The sequence below is a fragment of the Pseudomonas sp. MWU16-30317 genome, assembly GCF_020515695.1.
Taxonomy (GTDB): domain Bacteria; phylum Pseudomonadota; class Gammaproteobacteria; order Pseudomonadales; family Pseudomonadaceae; genus Aquipseudomonas.
Genome location: NZ_JAIWJA010000002.1, coordinates 521,675 through 538,096, shown reverse-complemented (window position 1 = coordinate 538,096; position 16,422 = coordinate 521,675). Strand labels below are relative to the sequence as shown.

16 protein-coding genes are annotated in these 16,422 nt (G+C 62.1%); 14 read left to right on the top strand and 2 right to left on the bottom strand.

The features are described 5' to 3' along the window. Positions 1–155: 155 nt before the first annotated feature. Positions 156–1,454 carry a serine/threonine protein kinase gene (locus LIX93_RS07225; RefSeq protein ID WP_226503327.1) on the top strand — a complete coding sequence of 433 codons (1,299 nt, stop codon included), beginning with the start codon at positions 156–158 and terminating at the stop codon, positions 1,452–1,454. Continuing rightward, a complete protein-coding gene (locus tag LIX93_RS07220; protein WP_226503326.1) occupies positions 1,447–2,223 on the top strand; it encodes a VacJ family lipoprotein in 777 nt (258 codons plus the stop codon). The genes LIX93_RS07225 and LIX93_RS07220 overlap by 8 nt, the downstream gene beginning before the upstream one ends. Before the next feature lie 158 nt (positions 2,224–2,381). Here LIX93_RS07220 and LIX93_RS07215 read toward each other — a convergent pair whose 3' ends face one another. Then, positions 2,382–3,317 carry a lipid A biosynthesis lauroyl acyltransferase gene (locus tag LIX93_RS07215; RefSeq protein WP_226503325.1) on the bottom strand — a complete coding sequence of 312 codons (936 nt, stop codon included), beginning with the start codon at positions 3,315–3,317 and terminating at the stop codon, positions 2,382–2,384. Positions 3,318–3,440: 123 nt separating this feature from the next. Here LIX93_RS07215 and minC point away from each other — a divergent pair, with 123 nt between their 5' ends. From minC to LIX93_RS07185, 6 genes are all read left to right on the top strand, one after another. Beyond that, on the top strand, positions 3,441–4,163 hold the full coding sequence (gene minC / locus LIX93_RS07210) for a septum site-determining protein MinC (RefSeq protein WP_226503324.1): 723 nt from the start codon (positions 3,441–3,443) through the stop codon (positions 4,161–4,163). A 148-nt stretch (positions 4,164–4,311) separates the two neighbouring features. Beyond that, on the top strand, positions 4,312–5,127 hold the full coding sequence (gene minD, locus LIX93_RS07205; protein ID WP_226503323.1) for a septum site-determining protein MinD: 816 nt from the start codon (positions 4,312–4,314) through the stop codon (positions 5,125–5,127). Further along, positions 5,124–5,378 (top strand): cell division topological specificity factor MinE, encoded by a 255-nt coding sequence (minE, locus tag LIX93_RS07200; protein WP_226503322.1) that lies wholly within the window; start codon positions 5,124–5,126, stop codon positions 5,376–5,378. The genes minD and minE overlap by 4 nt, the downstream gene beginning before the upstream one ends. Positions 5,379–5,479: 101 nt before the next feature. Further along, positions 5,480–6,115, top strand: a complete 636-nt coding sequence (locus tag LIX93_RS07195; protein ID WP_226503321.1) for an RluA family pseudouridine synthase — start codon at positions 5,480–5,482, stop codon at positions 6,113–6,115. A gap of 161 nt (positions 6,116–6,276) precedes the next feature. Then, positions 6,277–7,566, top strand: a complete 1,290-nt coding sequence (locus LIX93_RS07190; RefSeq protein ID WP_226503320.1) for a M18 family aminopeptidase — start codon at positions 6,277–6,279, stop codon at positions 7,564–7,566. Between the two features lie 128 nt (positions 7,567–7,694). Further along, positions 7,695–9,869 carry a mechanosensitive ion channel domain-containing protein gene (locus LIX93_RS07185; RefSeq protein ID WP_226503319.1) on the top strand — a complete coding sequence of 725 codons (2,175 nt, stop codon included), beginning with the start codon at positions 7,695–7,697 and terminating at the stop codon, positions 9,867–9,869. 128 nt (positions 9,870–9,997) lie between these two features. On the opposite strand, the gene LIX93_RS07180 is transcribed toward LIX93_RS07185, so the two are convergent. Next, on the bottom strand, positions 9,998–10,711 hold the full coding sequence (locus LIX93_RS07180; protein WP_226503318.1) for a UTRA domain-containing protein: 714 nt from the start codon (positions 10,709–10,711) through the stop codon (positions 9,998–10,000). Positions 10,712–11,029: 318 nt separating this feature from the next. Between LIX93_RS07180 and LIX93_RS07175 the strand changes: the two genes are divergently transcribed. The 6 genes from LIX93_RS07175 (at position 11,030) to LIX93_RS07150 (ending at position 16,394) form a co-directional block, all read left to right on the top strand. Further along, complete coding sequence (locus LIX93_RS07175; protein WP_226503317.1) at positions 11,030–12,097, top strand: ABC transporter substrate-binding protein; 1,068 nt, start codon at positions 11,030–11,032, stop codon at positions 12,095–12,097. A 125-nt stretch (positions 12,098–12,222) separates the two neighbouring features. Beyond that, complete coding sequence (locus LIX93_RS07170) at positions 12,223–13,029, top strand: alkaline phosphatase family protein (RefSeq protein WP_226503316.1); 807 nt, start codon at positions 12,223–12,225, stop codon at positions 13,027–13,029. Beyond that, the gene (locus tag LIX93_RS07165) at positions 13,026–13,865 is read left to right on the top strand and encodes an ABC transporter permease subunit (RefSeq protein ID WP_226503315.1); all 840 of its coding nucleotides are present in this window, start codon (positions 13,026–13,028) and stop codon (positions 13,863–13,865) included. The genes LIX93_RS07170 and LIX93_RS07165 overlap by 4 nt, the downstream gene beginning before the upstream one ends. Beyond that, positions 13,852–14,652, top strand: a complete 801-nt coding sequence (locus tag LIX93_RS07160) for an ABC transporter permease (protein WP_226503314.1) — start codon at positions 13,852–13,854, stop codon at positions 14,650–14,652. The genes LIX93_RS07165 and LIX93_RS07160 overlap by 14 nt, the downstream gene beginning before the upstream one ends. After that, positions 14,649–15,638, top strand: a complete 990-nt coding sequence (locus tag LIX93_RS07155) for an ABC transporter ATP-binding protein (protein ID WP_226503313.1) — start codon at positions 14,649–14,651, stop codon at positions 15,636–15,638. The genes LIX93_RS07160 and LIX93_RS07155 overlap by 4 nt, the downstream gene beginning before the upstream one ends. 102 nt (positions 15,639–15,740) lie before the next feature. Then, a complete protein-coding gene (locus tag LIX93_RS07150; RefSeq protein ID WP_226503312.1) occupies positions 15,741–16,394 on the top strand; it encodes an HAD family hydrolase in 654 nt (217 codons plus the stop codon). Positions 16,395–16,422: the final 28 nt, after the last annotated feature.

Genomic DNA, 16,422 nt, shown 5'->3' with positions numbered 1-16,422 from the left:
CCCTGCCTATTCGGTGTATCGTGCGCGCGGGGGTCGTACCCGCGTCCCCCCTTTTCTTGCACTAAATATTGCAACGCTTGGCAACTTGCCATTAGCCAGATGGTCTGAGCCTGCGTACATCAAAATCAGCATCTGCCGTTCCAGGGAATTAATTCATGCTCCGATCATTGCGCTTCGCTGCCTTGCTGGGCGGTCTCATAATGAGTGCGTCTGCGTTGGCGAAGGATGTCGATCCTGCCACCTATGGCTATCCGCTGCACAACCCGTTCGAGGCAACGATCGCCTCGACGCCGCCTGACCTGCGCCCCAAGCTGCCGGCCGACAGCGACATCGATCAGGACGATTACACCCTCAACCTGCGCCCTGAGCGCGAGCAGATCCTGCCCGACAACTTCTGGGCCGTGAAAAAACTGCGCTACCGCCTGGCCAAGCAGGACCACCCTGCACCGTTGATCTTCCTGATCGCCGGTACCGGTGCCCCGTATACCAGCAGCCTCAACGAGTTTCTCAAGAAGCTGTTCTACCAGGCCGGCTACAACGTGGTGCAACTGTCGTCGCCCACCAGCTATGACTTCATGAGCGCCGCCTCGCGGTTCGCCACCCCCGGCGTCACCAGCGAAGACGCCGAAGACCTGTACCGTGTCATGCAGGCCGTGCGTGCCCAGCACCCCAAGCTGGCCGTGACCGATTACTACCTCACTGGCTACAGCCTGGGCGCACTGGATGCGGCCTTCGTCAGCAAGCTCGACGAGACTCGCCGCAGCTTCAACTTCAAGAAAGTCCTGCTGCTCAATCCGCCGGTCAACCTGTACACGTCGATCTCCAACCTCGACAAGCTGGTACAGACGCAGGTCAAAGGCATCAACAACAGCACCACGTTCTATGAACTGATGCTGGCCAAACTGACCCGTTACTTCCAGGACAAAGGCTACATCGACCTCAACGATGCGTTGATCTACGACTTCCAGAACTCCAAGGAGCACCTCTCCAACGAGCAACTGGCGATGTTGATCGGCACGTCGTTCCGCTTCTCGGCGGCCGATATCGCCTTTACCTCCGACCTGATCAACCGTCGCGGCCTGATTACCCCGCCCAAGACCAAGATCACCGAAGGCACCAGCCTGACGCCCTACATGCGTAAAGCCTTGCAGTGCGACTTCAACTGCTACCTGACCGATCAGGTCATCCCCATGTGGCGTGCCCGCACCGACGGCGGCAGCGTGTTGCAACTGGTCAACCAGGTCAGCCTGTACGCCCTCAAGGACTACCTGCACGACAACAACAAACTCGCCGTTTTCCACAATGCCGACGACGTGATCCTCGGCCCTGGCGACCTCGGCTTCCTGCGCACTACCTTTGGCGATCGCCTGACGGTTTTCCCGTACGGCGGCCATTGCGGCAACATCAACTACCGCGTCAACAGCGACGCTATTCTGGAGTTCTTCCGTGGCTAGAAAATTCCTCTTCGCCGCGACGCTGCTTTGCGCAGGCCTGGCACACGCTGACGACGCACCGCGCACGACCGATGCAGACGGCTTTACCGAACCGAACAAGGCGCTCAAGTTCAACCCCGGTCTGGACCAACGCGAGTTCGAGCGTTCGACCATGACCGCACTGAACGTGTATGACCCGCTGGAATCGATGAACCGTCGCCTGTACCACTTCAACTACAAGCTCGACGAGTGGGTACTGCTGCCGGCGGTCAATGGCTATACCTACATCACGCCACGGTTCTTGCGCACCGGTGTGAGCAACTTCTTCAACAACGTCGGCGACGTTGGCAACCTGCTCAACAGCCTGTTGCAGTTCAAGGGTGGCCGCTCGCTGGACACCACTGGCCGCGTGCTGCTGAACACCACCGTAGGCATCTTCGGCCTGTGGGACCCAGCGACCGCCGTGGGCCTCAAACGCCAGCCGGAAGACTTCGGGCAGACCCTGGGCTACTACGGCGTACCGGCCGGTCCTTACCTGGTGCTGCCAGCGTTCGGCCCCTCGAACGTGCGTGACACCACCGGCTTGATCTTCGACTTCGCGGCTGAATCGCAGATCAACTTCCTCAATGTCTCGCAGGTCAGCAGTGACCACCCGGAGCTCTATGTATTGCGCACGGTTGACCGCCGCTACCAGACCAACTTCCGGTACGGTTCGCTGAATACCCCGTTCGAATACGAAAAAGTGCGTTACATCTACACCGAGTCGCGCAAGTTGCAGATCGCCGACTGATCAAACGGCTGCAACTAAAAAGGCCGGACCTGTGTGAACAGGCCCGGCCTTTTTTTGCGTCGGCGCTGATGGCCACTTCGCGATCAATCGTTGCCCACAATGTCCGCCGATCTTGAGTTATACCCCCGTGGGAGCAAGGCTTGCCCGCGAAGGCCTATTCAGCGCTTGCGCTTGTCGTACAGCTTCTCGGACCCGGGCGGACGCGACTTGAAGCGTCGATGAGCCCACAGGTACTGCTGAGGGCACTCGCGTATCACTTCTTCCACCCACTGGTTGATCCGCACACAATCCGCCAGTTCGCTTTCCCCCGGAATACCCTCCATTGGCGGATGAATCACCAGGCGGTAGCCACTGCCATCGCGCAGACGCTGTTGCGTGAAGGGGATGACCCGCGCCTTGCCCAAGCGTGCAAAATTGCTGGTGGCCGTGACCGTCGCGGCCTCGATGCCGAACAGCGGCGCAAACACGCTCTGCTTGGCGCCGTAGTCTTGATCCGGCGCGTACCAGATCGCTCGGCCCTTGCGCAGCAGCTTGATCATCCCCCGCACATCCTCACGCTCCACCGCCAGGGCATCGAGGTTGTGGCGCTCGCGCCCACGGCGCTGGATGTAATCGAACAGCGGATTCTTGTGCTCGCGGTACATGCCATCGATGGTGTGGCGCTGGCCCAGCAGCGCCGCGCCGATCTCCAGGGTGGTGAAGTGGCAGGCCATGAGAATCGCCCCCTGCCCGTCCGCCTGGGCATCGCGCAGATGTTCGAGCCCCTCAATGTGGGCGAGGCGCGCCAGACGGGCCTTTGGCCACCACCAGGCCATGGCCATTTCGAAGAAAGCGATGCCGGTCGATTGCAGATTTTCTTTCAACATCCGTTGCCTTTCGACCAACGGTATTTCCGGGAAGCACAGTTCCAGATTGCGCGCCGCCACATTGCGCCGCTCGGCCGACACCAGCAGCATGATCCGCCCCAGGCAACGGCCCAGGCGCAGCAACGTGCGGTACGGCAGCTGCACCACCAGCCACAACAGGCCAAGCCCCAGCCATAGCGGCCAAAAACGCGGGTGAAGAAAATAACGCTGAAAACGCGGGCGATCCATTAACAATTCCGGAGCTGGGAGCGGGCCGCGCATTCTACATCGGTTCATCACGGGTTGCGGCATGAAGGCGTTCTCGCTATAAGTCTCGGCACTTTTTTCGTAACAAGGCGCGACTTGCCGACCATGAGCCAAACAGAATTCCAAGACTCGACACCCGTGTTCCAGTTGAAAGGCAGCATGCTGGCAATCACGGTGCTCGAGTTGGCGCAGAACAATCTCGAAGGACTGGATCGCCAGTTGGCGGCCAAAGTAGCCCAGGCACCCAATTTTTTCAGTAACACGCCGCTGGTGCTGGCACTCGACAAATTGCCGCCCGGCGAAGGGGCCATCGACCTTCCCGGGCTGATGCGCGTGTGCCGCCAACATGGCCTGCGTACCCTGGCCATCCGCGCCAGCCGCATCGAGGACATCGCCGCCGCTATCGCCATCGACCTGCCCGTGCTGCCGCCATCCGGCGCCCGCGAGCGGCCGCTGGACGAACCGCCGGCGCCGAAAAAACCGCCCGAGCCGGTGATCATGCCGACCAAGGTCATCACCACACCGGTACGTGGCGGTCAGCAGATCTATGCCCAGGGCGGCGACCTGGTGGTCGTGTCCTCGGTGAGCTCAGGGGCGGAACTTCTCGCCGATGGCAATATCCATGTCTACGGCCCAATGCGCGGCCGCGCGCTGGCGGGGATCAAGGGCGATACCAAGGCGCGGATTTTCTGCCAGCATCTTGGCGCCGAATTGCTGTCGATCGCCGGGCAATACAAGGTCTCCGAGGACCTGCGCCGCGATCCGCTGTGGGGTTCGCCGGTTCAAGTCAGCTTGACCGGAGATGTGTTGAACATCACCCGTCTTTAACGGATACTGCGGCCTTTTTACGCATAATCAAAAGCGCAGTGGCATCAGCCTGGTTTGATCGGATATGCCGTCCAGCGCCGCTGCCCAAGTGCTTTTTCAAGTCATGTTTTCGGGACTAGCAATCCTTTTTCTCTAGGGGTGATACACCTTGTCCAAGATTCTCGTCGTTACATCCGGCAAAGGTGGTGTGGGTAAGACCACCTCCAGCGCCGCCATTGGTACTGGCCTGGCCCTGCGCGGCCACAAGACTGTCATCGTCGACTTCGACGTCGGCCTGCGTAACCTCGACCTGATCATGGGCTGCGAACGCCGTGTGGTGTATGACTTCGTCAACGTGGTCAATGACGAAGCCACCCTCAGCCAGGCCCTGATCAAAGACAAACGCCTCGAGAACCTGTATGTCCTGGCCGCCAGCCAGACGCGCGACAAAGACGCGCTGACCCTCGAAGGTGTCGAGAAGGTGCTGAATCAGCTCAAGGCCGACTTCGAATTCGTCATCTGCGACTCGCCAGCCGGTATCGAGAAAGGCGCGAGCCTGGCCATGTACTTCGCCGACGAAGCCATCGTCGTGACCAACCCCGAAGTGTCCTCGGTACGTGACTCGGACCGCATGCTGGGTCTGTTGGCCAGCAAGTCTCGCCGCGCCGAAAAAGGCGAGGATCCCATCAAGGAACACCTGCTGCTGACCCGCTACAATCCGGATCGCGTCAGCAAAGGCGAAATGCTCGGTGTCGAAGACGTCAAGGACATCCTGGCCATTCGCCTGCTCGGCGTGATCCCTGAATCGCAAGCGGTACTCAAGGCGTCCAACTCGGGTGTGCCGGTGATTCTCGATGATCAAAGCGATGCAGGCCAGGCGTACAGCGACGCCGTGGATCGCCTGCTGGGCAAGGAAGTCGAGCATCGATTCCTCGATGTGAAAAAGAAGGGCTGGATCGAGCGCTTGTTCGGAGGTCGTGAATGAATATTTTTGACTTCTTTCGGGACCGCAAAAAGGGTAATACCGCGTCGGTAGCGAAAGAGCGTCTGCAGATCATCGTGGCGCACGAGCGTGGCCAACGGACAACGCCGGACTACCTGCCAGCCTTGCAAAAGGAACTGGTAGAAGTGATCCGCAAATACGTGAACATCGAAAACGATCAAGTGCAGGTCGCCCTGGAAAGCCAAGGCAGCTGCTCGATCCTGGAACTCAACATCACCCTGCCCGATCGCTAAGCGACCCGGACCAGGCGCCACGGCGGCTCCGAGACTCGATCCCGATCGAGTACTCGCGAGTCGCCGTTGCTGTTTTAGCGCCCTGTAGAGATATCAAAAGCATGCCGCTGTCGAACATCCGCATCATCCACGAGGACCCGGCGTTTCTGGTGGTCAACAAGCCGACCCTGTTGCTGTCGGTGCCGGGTCGGGCCGACGACAACAAGGACTGCCTGATCACCCGCCTGCAGGAAAACGGCTACCCCGAAGCGCTGATCGTGCATCGGCTGGACTGGGAAACCTCGGGCATCATCCTGCTGGCGCGCAACCCGGACAGCCACCGCGAGCTGTCGCGCCAGTTTCATGACCGCGAAACCGAAAAAGCCTACGCCGCGCTGTGCTGGGGCCAACCCGAGCTGGACAGCGGCAGCATCGACCTGCCGCTGCGTTACGACCCGCCGACCAAGCCCCGCCACGTGGTGGACCATGAATTCGGTAAGCATGCGCTGACGTTCTGGCGTGTGATCGAGCGCTTGGGCACTCACAGCCGGGTAGAACTGACACCGATTACCGGCCGCTCGCACCAGTTGCGGGTGCATATGCTGTCGATCGGCCATCCGCTGCTGGGCGATGGGCTTTATGCCGAAGGCGAGGCGCTGACAGCCTACCCGCGCCTGTGCCTGCACGCGGCGATGCTGGGGTTCACTCATCCGGTAACCGGCGAGCGCTTGCGCTTCGAGTGCCCCGCGCCGTTCTAGGGGTTCTGCGTCGGCCGGCAGGGCCTCTTCGCGGGCAAGCCTTGCTCCCACCTGAGCCGTACACCTGTGGGAGCAGAGCTTGCTCGCGAAGAGGCCGGTACAGACAAAGCAACTCCAGCCTCAATACGTTAAACTCGCGCCATTGCTGTCTGGAGCGAACCATGCACGACATTTTGAACCAAGGCCTGATCGAATTCCTCAAGGCCTCGCCGACACCTTTCCATGCCACCGCCAGCCTGGTGCAACGCCTCGAAGCCGCCGGCTATCACCACCTCGACGAGCGTGACAGCTGGCAGACCGTGCCCGGCGGGCGCTACTACGTGACCCGCAACGATTCCTCGATCATCGCCATCCGCCTGGGCCGCAACTCGCCTCTGATCAGCGGCATCCGCCTGGTCGGCGCGCACACCGACAGCCCCTGCCTGCGGGTCAAGCCGCAGCCCGAACTGCAACGTCAGGGCTTTTTCCAGCTCGGCGTCGAAGTCTACGGCGGCGCCTTGCTGACGCCCTGGTTCGACCGCGACCTGTCGCTGGCCGGCCGAGTGACCTTCCGCCGCGACGGCAAGGTCGAAAGCCAGCTGATCGACTTCAAGACACCCATTGCGATCATTCCCAACCTGGCCATCCACCTCAACCGCGAGGCCAATGACGGCTGGGCGATCAACAAGCAGACCGAATTGCCGCCGATCCTCGCCCAGGTGGCCGGTGACGAGCGTGTCGATTTCCGCGCCATCCTTACCGAGCAATTGGCGCGCGAACACGGCCTCAACGCCGATGTGGTGCTGGACTACGAGCTGAGCTTCTACGACATGCAATCCGCGGCAGTCGTTGGCCTGCACGGCGAGTTCATCGCCGGCGCCCGCCTGGATAACCTGCTGTCGTGCTATGCCGGCCTGCAGGCGCTGCTCAATGCCGAAGGCGAAGAGACCTGCGTGCTGATCTGCACCGACCACGAAGAAGTCGGCTCCGCCTCGGCCTGTGGCGCCGATGGCCCGATGCTCGAACAAACCCTGGGTCGCCTGCTGCCCGACGGTGACGACTATGTGCGCACCATTCAGCGCTCGTTGCTGGTGTCGGCCGATAACGCCCACGGCATACACCCCAATTACGCCGACAAGCATGATGGCAACCACGGCCCGAAACTCAATGCCGGACCGGTGATCAAGGTCAACAGCAACCAGCGCTATGCCACCAACAGCGAGACGGCGGGCTTTTTCCGCCACCTGTGCATGGCCGAAGAAGTGCCGGTGCAGAGCTTCGTGGTGCGCAGCGACATGGGCTGTGGTTCGACCATCGGCCCGATCACGGCCAGCCATCTGGGCGTACGTACCGTGGACATCGGCCTGCCGACCTTCGCCATGCATTCGATCCGCGAACTGGCCGGGAGCCAGGATCTGGCGCATCTGGTCAAGGTGCTTGGCGCGTTTTACGCCAGCCGCGAGTTGCCATAAGGCTCACGGGGGCCGTTCGCGGGCAAGCCTTGCTCCCACCCGGTAGGAGCAAGGCTTGCCCGCGAAGAGGCCGCGACAGACAGCACAAAATACCCGCTGCCCACCCCTCACACAGGTTAACCACCTTCATGGCTGCATGCCGGCGCCTGCTGACCCTATCCCTCCTCCTGCTGTCCTGCCTGCTATGCCTGCCGCCTGCCCAGGCCGCTGGCCTGCCGAGCCTGCTGGGGAGCTCGCAGAAAACCCAACCCCAGGCCACTGAACCCCTGGCCCAGTCCCTGGACGAAGTGATCAAGGGCTTGGAAAACGATCAGCAACGCACGCAATTGCTTGCCGATCTGAAAAAGCTGCGCGACAGCACGCTCAAGGCCCAACCGCCTGCCGAAGAAGGCGTGCTGGGCCTGATCGGCACGACCCTGCATCAGATCGAACAGCAGTTTTCCGGCGACGAAAGCCCATTCTCGCGCTGGGGTGACGAAATTACCCTGGCCGGCGAAGAGCTGCGGGCCCTGGCCCTGCCACTGAACGAATGGCCGCCGATCATCGCCGGTTTCGTGGTGGTGATCGCCATCTGGAGCCTGCTGGCCTACAGCCTGATCTGGCTGAGCCAGCGCATCCGCCAACGCTTCGGGCTCAGTGCCGAACTGCCACGCCATCCGCGCACGGTCGACCTGCTGCGCTTCGCCTTGCGAAAGCTGGGGCCGTGGCTGGTGGCGCTGCTGATCACCATCTTCGTCGGCTACGCCCTGCCCACTTCGCTGGGCAAGAGCCTGGCCATGGTCCTGGCCTACGCACTGGTGGTCGGCACCTGTTTCTCGGCGATCTGCGTCATTGCCTTCTCTCTGCTCGACGGCCCGCATCGGCATCGCGCGCTGGACATCCTGCGCCACCGCGCCTTCCGTCCGCTGTGGCTGATCGGCAGCTTCGCCGCTTTTGGCGAAGCCTTCAGCGATCCACGCCTGGTCACCGCCCTGGGGGTGCATCTGGCGCACAGCGCGGCGACCCTTGCCAACGTCATGGCGGCGCTGTCCAGCGGGCTGTTCATCCTGCGTTTTCGCCGGCCCATCGCCCACCTGATCTGCAACCAGAGCCTGGCACGACGCATCAGTCGCCGCGCGCTGACCGACACCATCGAGGTGCTCGGCACCTACTGGTATCTGCCGGCATTGGTGCTGGTAGCAGTGTCGCTGTTCGCCACGTTCTTCTCCGCCGGCGACGCCAGCACCGCGCTGCGCCAAGCGCTGATCTGCACGGTGCTGCTGGTGCTGTGCATGGTCATCAACGGCCTGGTGCGCCGCCACTCTTTGCGCCCGGCCAAAGGCCACAAGCGCCACGCGCTGTACTCCGAACGCCTGAAAGGCTTTGGCTACACCCTCGCGCATCTGGTGATCTGGCTGGTGTTCATCGAGCTCGGGCTGCGGGTGTGGGGCTTGTCGATCATTCGCTTTTCCGAAGGCGACGGCCACGATATCAGCGTGCGTCTGTTCGGCCTGGCCGGCACCCTGATTCTCGCCTGGCTGGTGTGGATTCTGGCCGACACCGGCATCCACGTCGCCCTCACCCGCTCGCGCAAGGGCCTGGCCAACACCCGCGCGCAGACCATGATGCCGCTGATCCGCAACGTGCTGTTCGTGGCGATTTTCATCATTGCCGCCATCGTCGCCCTGGCCAACATGGGCATGAACGTCACGCCGCTGCTGGCCGGCGCCGGCGTCATCGGTCTGGCGATCGGCTTCGGTGCCCAATCGCTGGTGGCGGACCTGATCACCGGGCTGTTCATCATCATCGAAGACTCGCTGGCCATCGATGATTACGTCGACGTCGGCGGTCACCTGGGGACCGTCGAAGGCCTGACCATTCGTACCGTGCGCCTGCGCGACATCGACGGCATCGTGCACACCATCCCGTTCAGCGAGATCAAAAGCATCAAGAACTACTCGCGCGAATTCGGCTACGCGATCTTTCGCGTGGCGGTGCCGCACAGCATGGGCATCGACGACGCAATCAAGATCATGCGCGACGTGGCGCAGAAGATGCGCAGCGATCCGTTGCAGCGCCGCAATATCTGGTCGCCGCTGGAGTTTCAGGGCGTCGAGAGTTTCGAGTCCGGCACGGCGATCTTGCGCGCGCGCTTCAAGACCGCGCCGATCAAGCAGTGGGAAGTGTCACGGGCGTTCAACCTGGCGCTCAAGCGCCAACTGGATGCGGACGGCCTGGACCTGGCGACCCCGCGTTTGAGTGTGCAAGTGGTGACGGCGGCGAGTGGCGAGGCGTTGAAGGACAACGATCAGCCGGCGCAATAGGTGTATCGATCCGACTGGCCTGTTCGCGGGCAAGCCTTGCCCACAGGTGTAGCACTCAGGTGCAGCCGACACTGTGGGAGCAAAGCTTGCTCGCGATGAGGCCGGTAAATGCATCGCAGGTTCAAAGTTCACCCCACTTCGACCTGCACCCGAATCGCATCGTGACGCCAGTACTCGACATCGCAATCGATCACCCGCCCTTGGCGATCTTCGTTGACGCGCAGGATGCGCAAGCCCGGGCTACCCTCTGACACCTTGAGTGCGGCCGCAGCCTCGCCATACAGCGCCGTGGGCGCCATCTCGAAACGCACGCGGCCGTATTCGATGTCGTAGTGCCGGGCATAGAGTTCGGTCAGCGGCAGGCTCAGGTCGTGCTCGAGGATATCCGGAAAGTACTGCGCATCCAGATGATGTTCGACATACAGCACCAGGCGCCCGTCGATGCGTCGCGCCCGGCTGATGCGCACCACACTCGATAGCGGCGAAAGGCCCAGGCAGTCGCAGACCATCGCCGGGGCCGGCACGCGCTGGGCCGACAACAGCTGCGTAGAGGGCTCGCGCCCCTGAGCCCGGACCATCGCATGGAAGTGGCTGCGCTCGACCAGATCGTAATCGAGCCGCGGTGGCGAGATGAACCACCCGCGGCGCTCCTCGCGATAGATCATCCCGCGCGCCTCCAGCTGCACCAGCGCCTCGCGCAGGGTGATGCGCGTGGTGTCGAAGACTTCACTGAGCTTGCGTTCGGCTGGCAGCTTGCAGCCCGATGAGAGCAAGCCGTGCTCAATCTGCTCTTGCAAGGCCTGGCAGATGGCGGTGACCGCTCGAGGTGCACTCGCGCTCATGGCTGCTCCTTTCTGGTCTAGTCCAGTGCGTCGATATAGCCATCACTGTAAACGGCAACGTTTGCGAAGACTAGGCGCAATCCGTGAACGGCAGATGACAAGTCTGCTCACACATGCACTGCACATTCGACGCAGACCACGTAAATCAAGGCGTGAATCATGGTCTACGCTAGTCCCAGGAGCGGGCCGCGCGCAGTCAAAAACGTCGGCCGACATAAAAATGTCATGGCCAGCGCCTACATTGGCTCGGGTATTGCTGACCTAGACCAAACGCTTCGTCTCAGTCGTATCAAAACGACGTCCTTCAAGGAGTTTCGGATGAAAAAGCTGTTCCTCGCCTCACTGCTGGGTTCGACCATCGCTTTATCCAACCTCGCCATGGCCGCTGACTCCGACGTGGCAGCCCTCGAAGCCGCCGCCAAGGCCGAAGGCGCTGTCAACAGTGTCGGCATGCCCGACAACTGGGCCAACTGGAAGGGCACCTGGGACGACCTGGCCAGCAAGTTCGGGCTCCAGCACATCGACACCGACATGAGCTCGGCTCAGGAAGTGGCCAAGTTCGATGCCGAGAAGGACAACGCTAGCGCCGATATTGGCGACGTCGGTGCCGCTTTCGGCCCCATCGCCACCGCCAAGGGTGTGACCCAGCCGTACAAGCCGAGCACCTGGGCGCAAGTGCCTGACTGGGCCAAGGACAAGGACGGTCACTGGGCGCTGGCTTACACCGGCACCATCGCCTTCATTATCAACAAGCAGTTGGTCAAGGAAGGCGACGAGCCGCACAGCTGGGCCGACCTGAGCAAAGGCAAATACAAGGTCGCCATCGGTGACGTCAGCACGGCAGCCCAAGCCGCCAACGGCGTGCTCTCGGCGGCGCTGGCCCGTGGCGGAGACGAAACCAACCTGGCTCCTGGCCTGCAATTGTTCACCGAGCTCGCCAAGCAAGGCCGCCTGTCGCTGGCCAACCCGACCATTCAGACGCTGGAAAAAGGCGAGGTCGAAGTGGGTGTGGTCTGGGACTTCAACGGCCTGAGCTACCGCGAAAAGATCGACCCCAAGCGCTTCGATGTGTTGATCCCGTCTGACGGCTCGGTGATTTCCGGCTACACCACCCTCATCAACAAATACGCCAAGCACCCCAATGCCGCCAAGCTGGCCCGCGAGTACATCTTCAGCGATGCCGGCCAGATCAACCTGGCGCGCGGCAATGCGCGGCCGATTCGCGCCGAGCACATCACCCTGCCGGACGACGTGAAGGCCAAGTTGCTGCCAAACGAGCAGTACAAGAACGTCAAGCCGATCAAGAACCCTGAGGCGTGGGAGAAGAGCTCCAAGGCGCTGCCACAGCAGTGGAACGAGCAAGTGATCGTCGAGATGCAGCAGTAAGCTGCCGCTGTGAGCCCGCGCGAGCGGGCTCTGTCCTGGTGGTGCGGGCATGAAGCTCGCGCCGGTAGTGCCCTGGGCTTGCGCAGGATCAACGCCTGCCAAGGGCGATTTTCGGGAACAGCCCCATGCCGCACAAAGTCATTCTGGTTGTACTCGACGGCCTCAACTACAGCGTGGCCGAGCATGCCATGGGCCATCTGCAGGCCTATGTCGGCAGCGCCAAGGCGGCGCTCTACAAACTGCAATGTGAATTGCCGGCACTGTCGCGACCGCTTTACGAATGCATCCTGACCGGCGTGCCGCCCATCGACAGCGGCATCGTGCACAACAATGTCTCGCGCCTGTCGGTCGAGCAGCGTGTCTTTCATTATGCTCGCGCGGGCGGATTGCGCACTGCGGCGGCGGCCTATCACTGGGTCAGCGAGCTGTACAACCGCACGCCCTTCGTGGCTGCGCGTGATCGCCATACCGAAGCACCCGAACTGCCCATCCAGCATGGCCACTTCTATTACGCCGACCACTATCCGGACTCGCACCTGTTTGCCGATGGCGAAAGCCTGCGCGTGCGCCACGATCCAGATTTGCTATTGATCCACCCCATGAACATCGACGACGCCGGCCATAAGCACGGCCTCGACAGCGCGCAGTACCGCAACAGCGCGCGGACCGCCGACATCCTGCTGGCCGACTACCTGCGCACCTGGCTGGACAGCGGCTATCAGGTGTTGATCACCGCTGACCACGGCATGAACAACGATCGCTCGCATAACGGCCTGCTGCCCGAGGAGCGTGAAGTACCACTGTTCGTCCTCGGCAGCGCGTTCAGCATGGATCCGGCCGCCCAACCGCAGCAGACCGAACTGTGCGGCACCGTCTGCCAGCTGCTGGGTGTGCCGCACGAAAAACCTTATTGCCGGGAGCTGCTCAAGTGACTGCCCTACGCGGTAAATGGCTGGCGCTGTTGTGCCTGCTGCCCTTCGCCCTCTTTTTCATCATTTTCCAGATCGCGCCTCTGGTTTGGGTGGGCGTCCACAGCCTGCAGATCGACAGCGGCTGGAGCCTGGACAACTTCACCAAGGCCTTCACCTCGCGCTTCTACCGCCAGGCCATGCAGTTCAGCCTGGAGATCAGCCTGTACTCCAGCGTGTTCGGCCTGCTGATTGCGCTGATCGGCAGCTATTCCCTGGGCCGGGTCGATTCGAGGCTGCGCAATTTCGTCAATTCGTTCGCCAACATGACCAGCAACTTCGCCGGCGTGCCCCTGGCGTTCGCGTTCATTATCCTGCTGGGGTTCAACGGCGCCATCACGATGCTGCTCAAGCAGAGCGGGCTGATCAGCGATTTCAATCTGTATTCCAAGACCGGGCTGATCATCACCTACACCTACTTCCAGATTCCGCTGGGTGTGTTGCTGCTGTACCCGGCCTTCGATGCGTTGCGCGAAGACTGGCGTGAATCCGCCGCGCTGCTGGGCGCCAGCGACTGGCAGTACTGGCGCCATATCGGCCTGCCGGTGCTAACCCCGGCGCTGCTCGGCACCTTCGTGATCCTGCTGGCCAACGCCTTGGGCGCCTACGCCACGGTGTATGCGCTGACCACCGGCAATTTCAACGTGCTGCCAATTCGTATCGCGGCCATGGTGGCCGGCGATATTTCCCTGGACCCGAACCTGGCGAGCGCCTTGGCGATCATCCTCGTCGGCATGATGACCCTGGTCACCGTGGTCCACCAATGGATATTGCGCAGGAGCTACCATGTCGCGCGCTGAAGCCCCCGCTTCCAGCCTCTATCACCGGGTGGTGGTGTGGCTGCTGTTCTTGATCCTGGTGCTGCCGTTGGCCGGGACCTTTTTGTATTCCATCGCCACCAGTTGGTCGGCGACCTTGCTGCCTAGCGGCCTGACGTTCGACTGGTACCGCCAGCTGTGGGCCGATCCGCGCTTCCTGAATGCCTTCGGCCATTCGCTGATCGTCTGCGTCGGCGCGCTGATCTTCGCCACGGTGCTGATCCTGCCGCTGCTGTTCGTGGTGCATTACCACTTCCCCAAGCTCGACGGCGTGATGAACGTGCTGATCCTGCTGCCGTTCGCGGTGCCGCCGGTGGTGTCCTCGGTGGGCTTGCTGCAGCTCTACGGCTCGGGCCCGCTGGCGATGACCGGCACGCCGTGGATCCTGATCGGCTGCTACTTCACCGTGGCGCTGCCGTTCATGTACCGGGCGATCACCAACAACCTGCAGGCCATCAACCTGCGCGACCTGATGGACGCCGCCCACCTGCTCGGCGCCAGCACCTGGCAGGCAGCGCTGTTCGTGGTGCTGCCCAACTTGCGCAAGGGCCTGATGATCGCCCTGCTGCTGTCGTTCTCGTTTCTGTTCGGCGAATTCGTGTTCGCCAACCTGCTGGTGGGTACTCAATACGAAACCCTGCAGGTGTACCTCAACAACATGCGCAACAGCAGCGGGCACTTCAACAGCGCGCTGGTGATCTCGTATTTCTTCTTCGTGCTGGTGCTCACCTGGGTGGCCACCCTTCTGAACAAGGACAAAGACCGATGAGCTTCGTCAAGGTCGAGAACCTGCAAAAGCAGTTCACCGATACCCCGGTATTCAAGGACATCAACTTCACCATCGAGCAGGGCGAGTTCATCACCCTGCTGGGCCCCTCGGGCTGCGGTAAGTCCACCCTGCTGCGCTGCATCGCCGGCCTGACTGCTGTCGACAGCGGCAAGATCTTCCTGAAGGGCCGCGATCTGGTGCCATTGAGCCCGCAGCAGCGCGATATCGGCATGGTGTTCCAGAGCTACGCGCTGTTCCCCAACATGACCGTGCAGCAGAACGTCGCCTTCGGCCTGCGCATGAAGAAGGTCAAGGGTGAAGAAAGCACGCGCCGTGTGGCTGAGGTGCTCAAGCTGGTCGAGCTCGACACCTTCGCCAACCGCTACCCCCACCAGCTCTCTGGTGGTCAGAACCAGCGCGTTGCCCTGGCTCGATCGCTGGTCACCCGTCCCAGCCTGCTGCTGCTCGACGAGCCGCTGTCAGCGCTGGACGCGAGGATTCGCAAGCACCTGCGCGAACAGATCCGCGCCATCCAGCAAGAGCTGGGGCTGACGACTATTTTCGTCACCCACGATCAGGAAGAAGCCCTGGTGATGTCCGACCGGATTTTCTTGATGAACAAAGGCAACATCGTCCAGAGCGGTGATGCCCAGAGCCTCTACACCGCGCCAGCGGATGCGTTCGCGGCGGGTTTCATCGGTAATTACAATCTGCTCGATGCCGACACCGCCAGCCGCCTGCTGCAGCGCCCGGTGCACACCCGCCTGGCGATCCGCCCGGAAGCCATCGCCTTGAGCGCCGACGGCGCTCAGGAAGGCGAGATCTGCGGCCATAGCCTGCTGGGCAACGTCATCCGCTACCGCGTCGAGGCCCGTGGCGTGGAGTTGCTGGTTGACGTGCTGAACCGCTCGGCCAGCGACCTGTACCCCAACGGCCAGCGTGTGAGCCTGACTATCGCCCCGGAGGCGCTGTGTGCGGTAGCCTGACGGCCCTGCGGACGCATGACGCGCTGCGCGTGCGCGGCAACATGGACTCACTCGGCACTGTGGTGTCGGCTCACTGAATTGAGACAAAGGAGCATTGCGGCAATGGCCTTAGCGATTTTCGACCTGGACGAAACCCTCATCCATGGCGACTGCGCCACCTTGTGGAGCGCGCAGATGGGGCGCCTGGGCTGGGTCGATCCCGAGCCCTTCATGCAACGCAACGACGAACTGATGGACGCCTACGCACGTGGCGAACTGGCCATGGAAGAGTTCATGGCCTTCACCCTGGAGCCCATGGCCGGGCGAACGCCTGAAGAGGTCGAGTATCTCGTGGAGCCGTGGGTCGAGGACGTGATCGAGCCGATCATCTTCAGCGAAGGCACGCGCACCATCGCCGCGCACCGGGCCAAGGGCGACCGGATCCTGATCATTTCGGCCTCGGGCACCCATCTGGTCAGGCCGATCGCCGCACGTATCGGTGTCGAGGACGTGCTGGGCATCGAACTGCAAGTGACTCACGGCGTGTACAGCGGCCAGACTGAAGGCGTGCTGACCTACCGCGAAGGCAAGGTCACGCGCCTCAAGCAGTGGCTCCACGACGAAGGCGAAACGTTGGAGGGGGCGAGTTTTTATTCCGACTCGCGCAACGACCTGCCACTGCTGCTGGAAGTCGCCTATCCCCATGTGATAAACCCTGACCCGGCGCTGCTGGCCCATGCCGAACAGGCGGGCTGGCCGATCCATCGCTGGAGCTGATCACACTCTCTGTGGGAGCGCGTTCTGC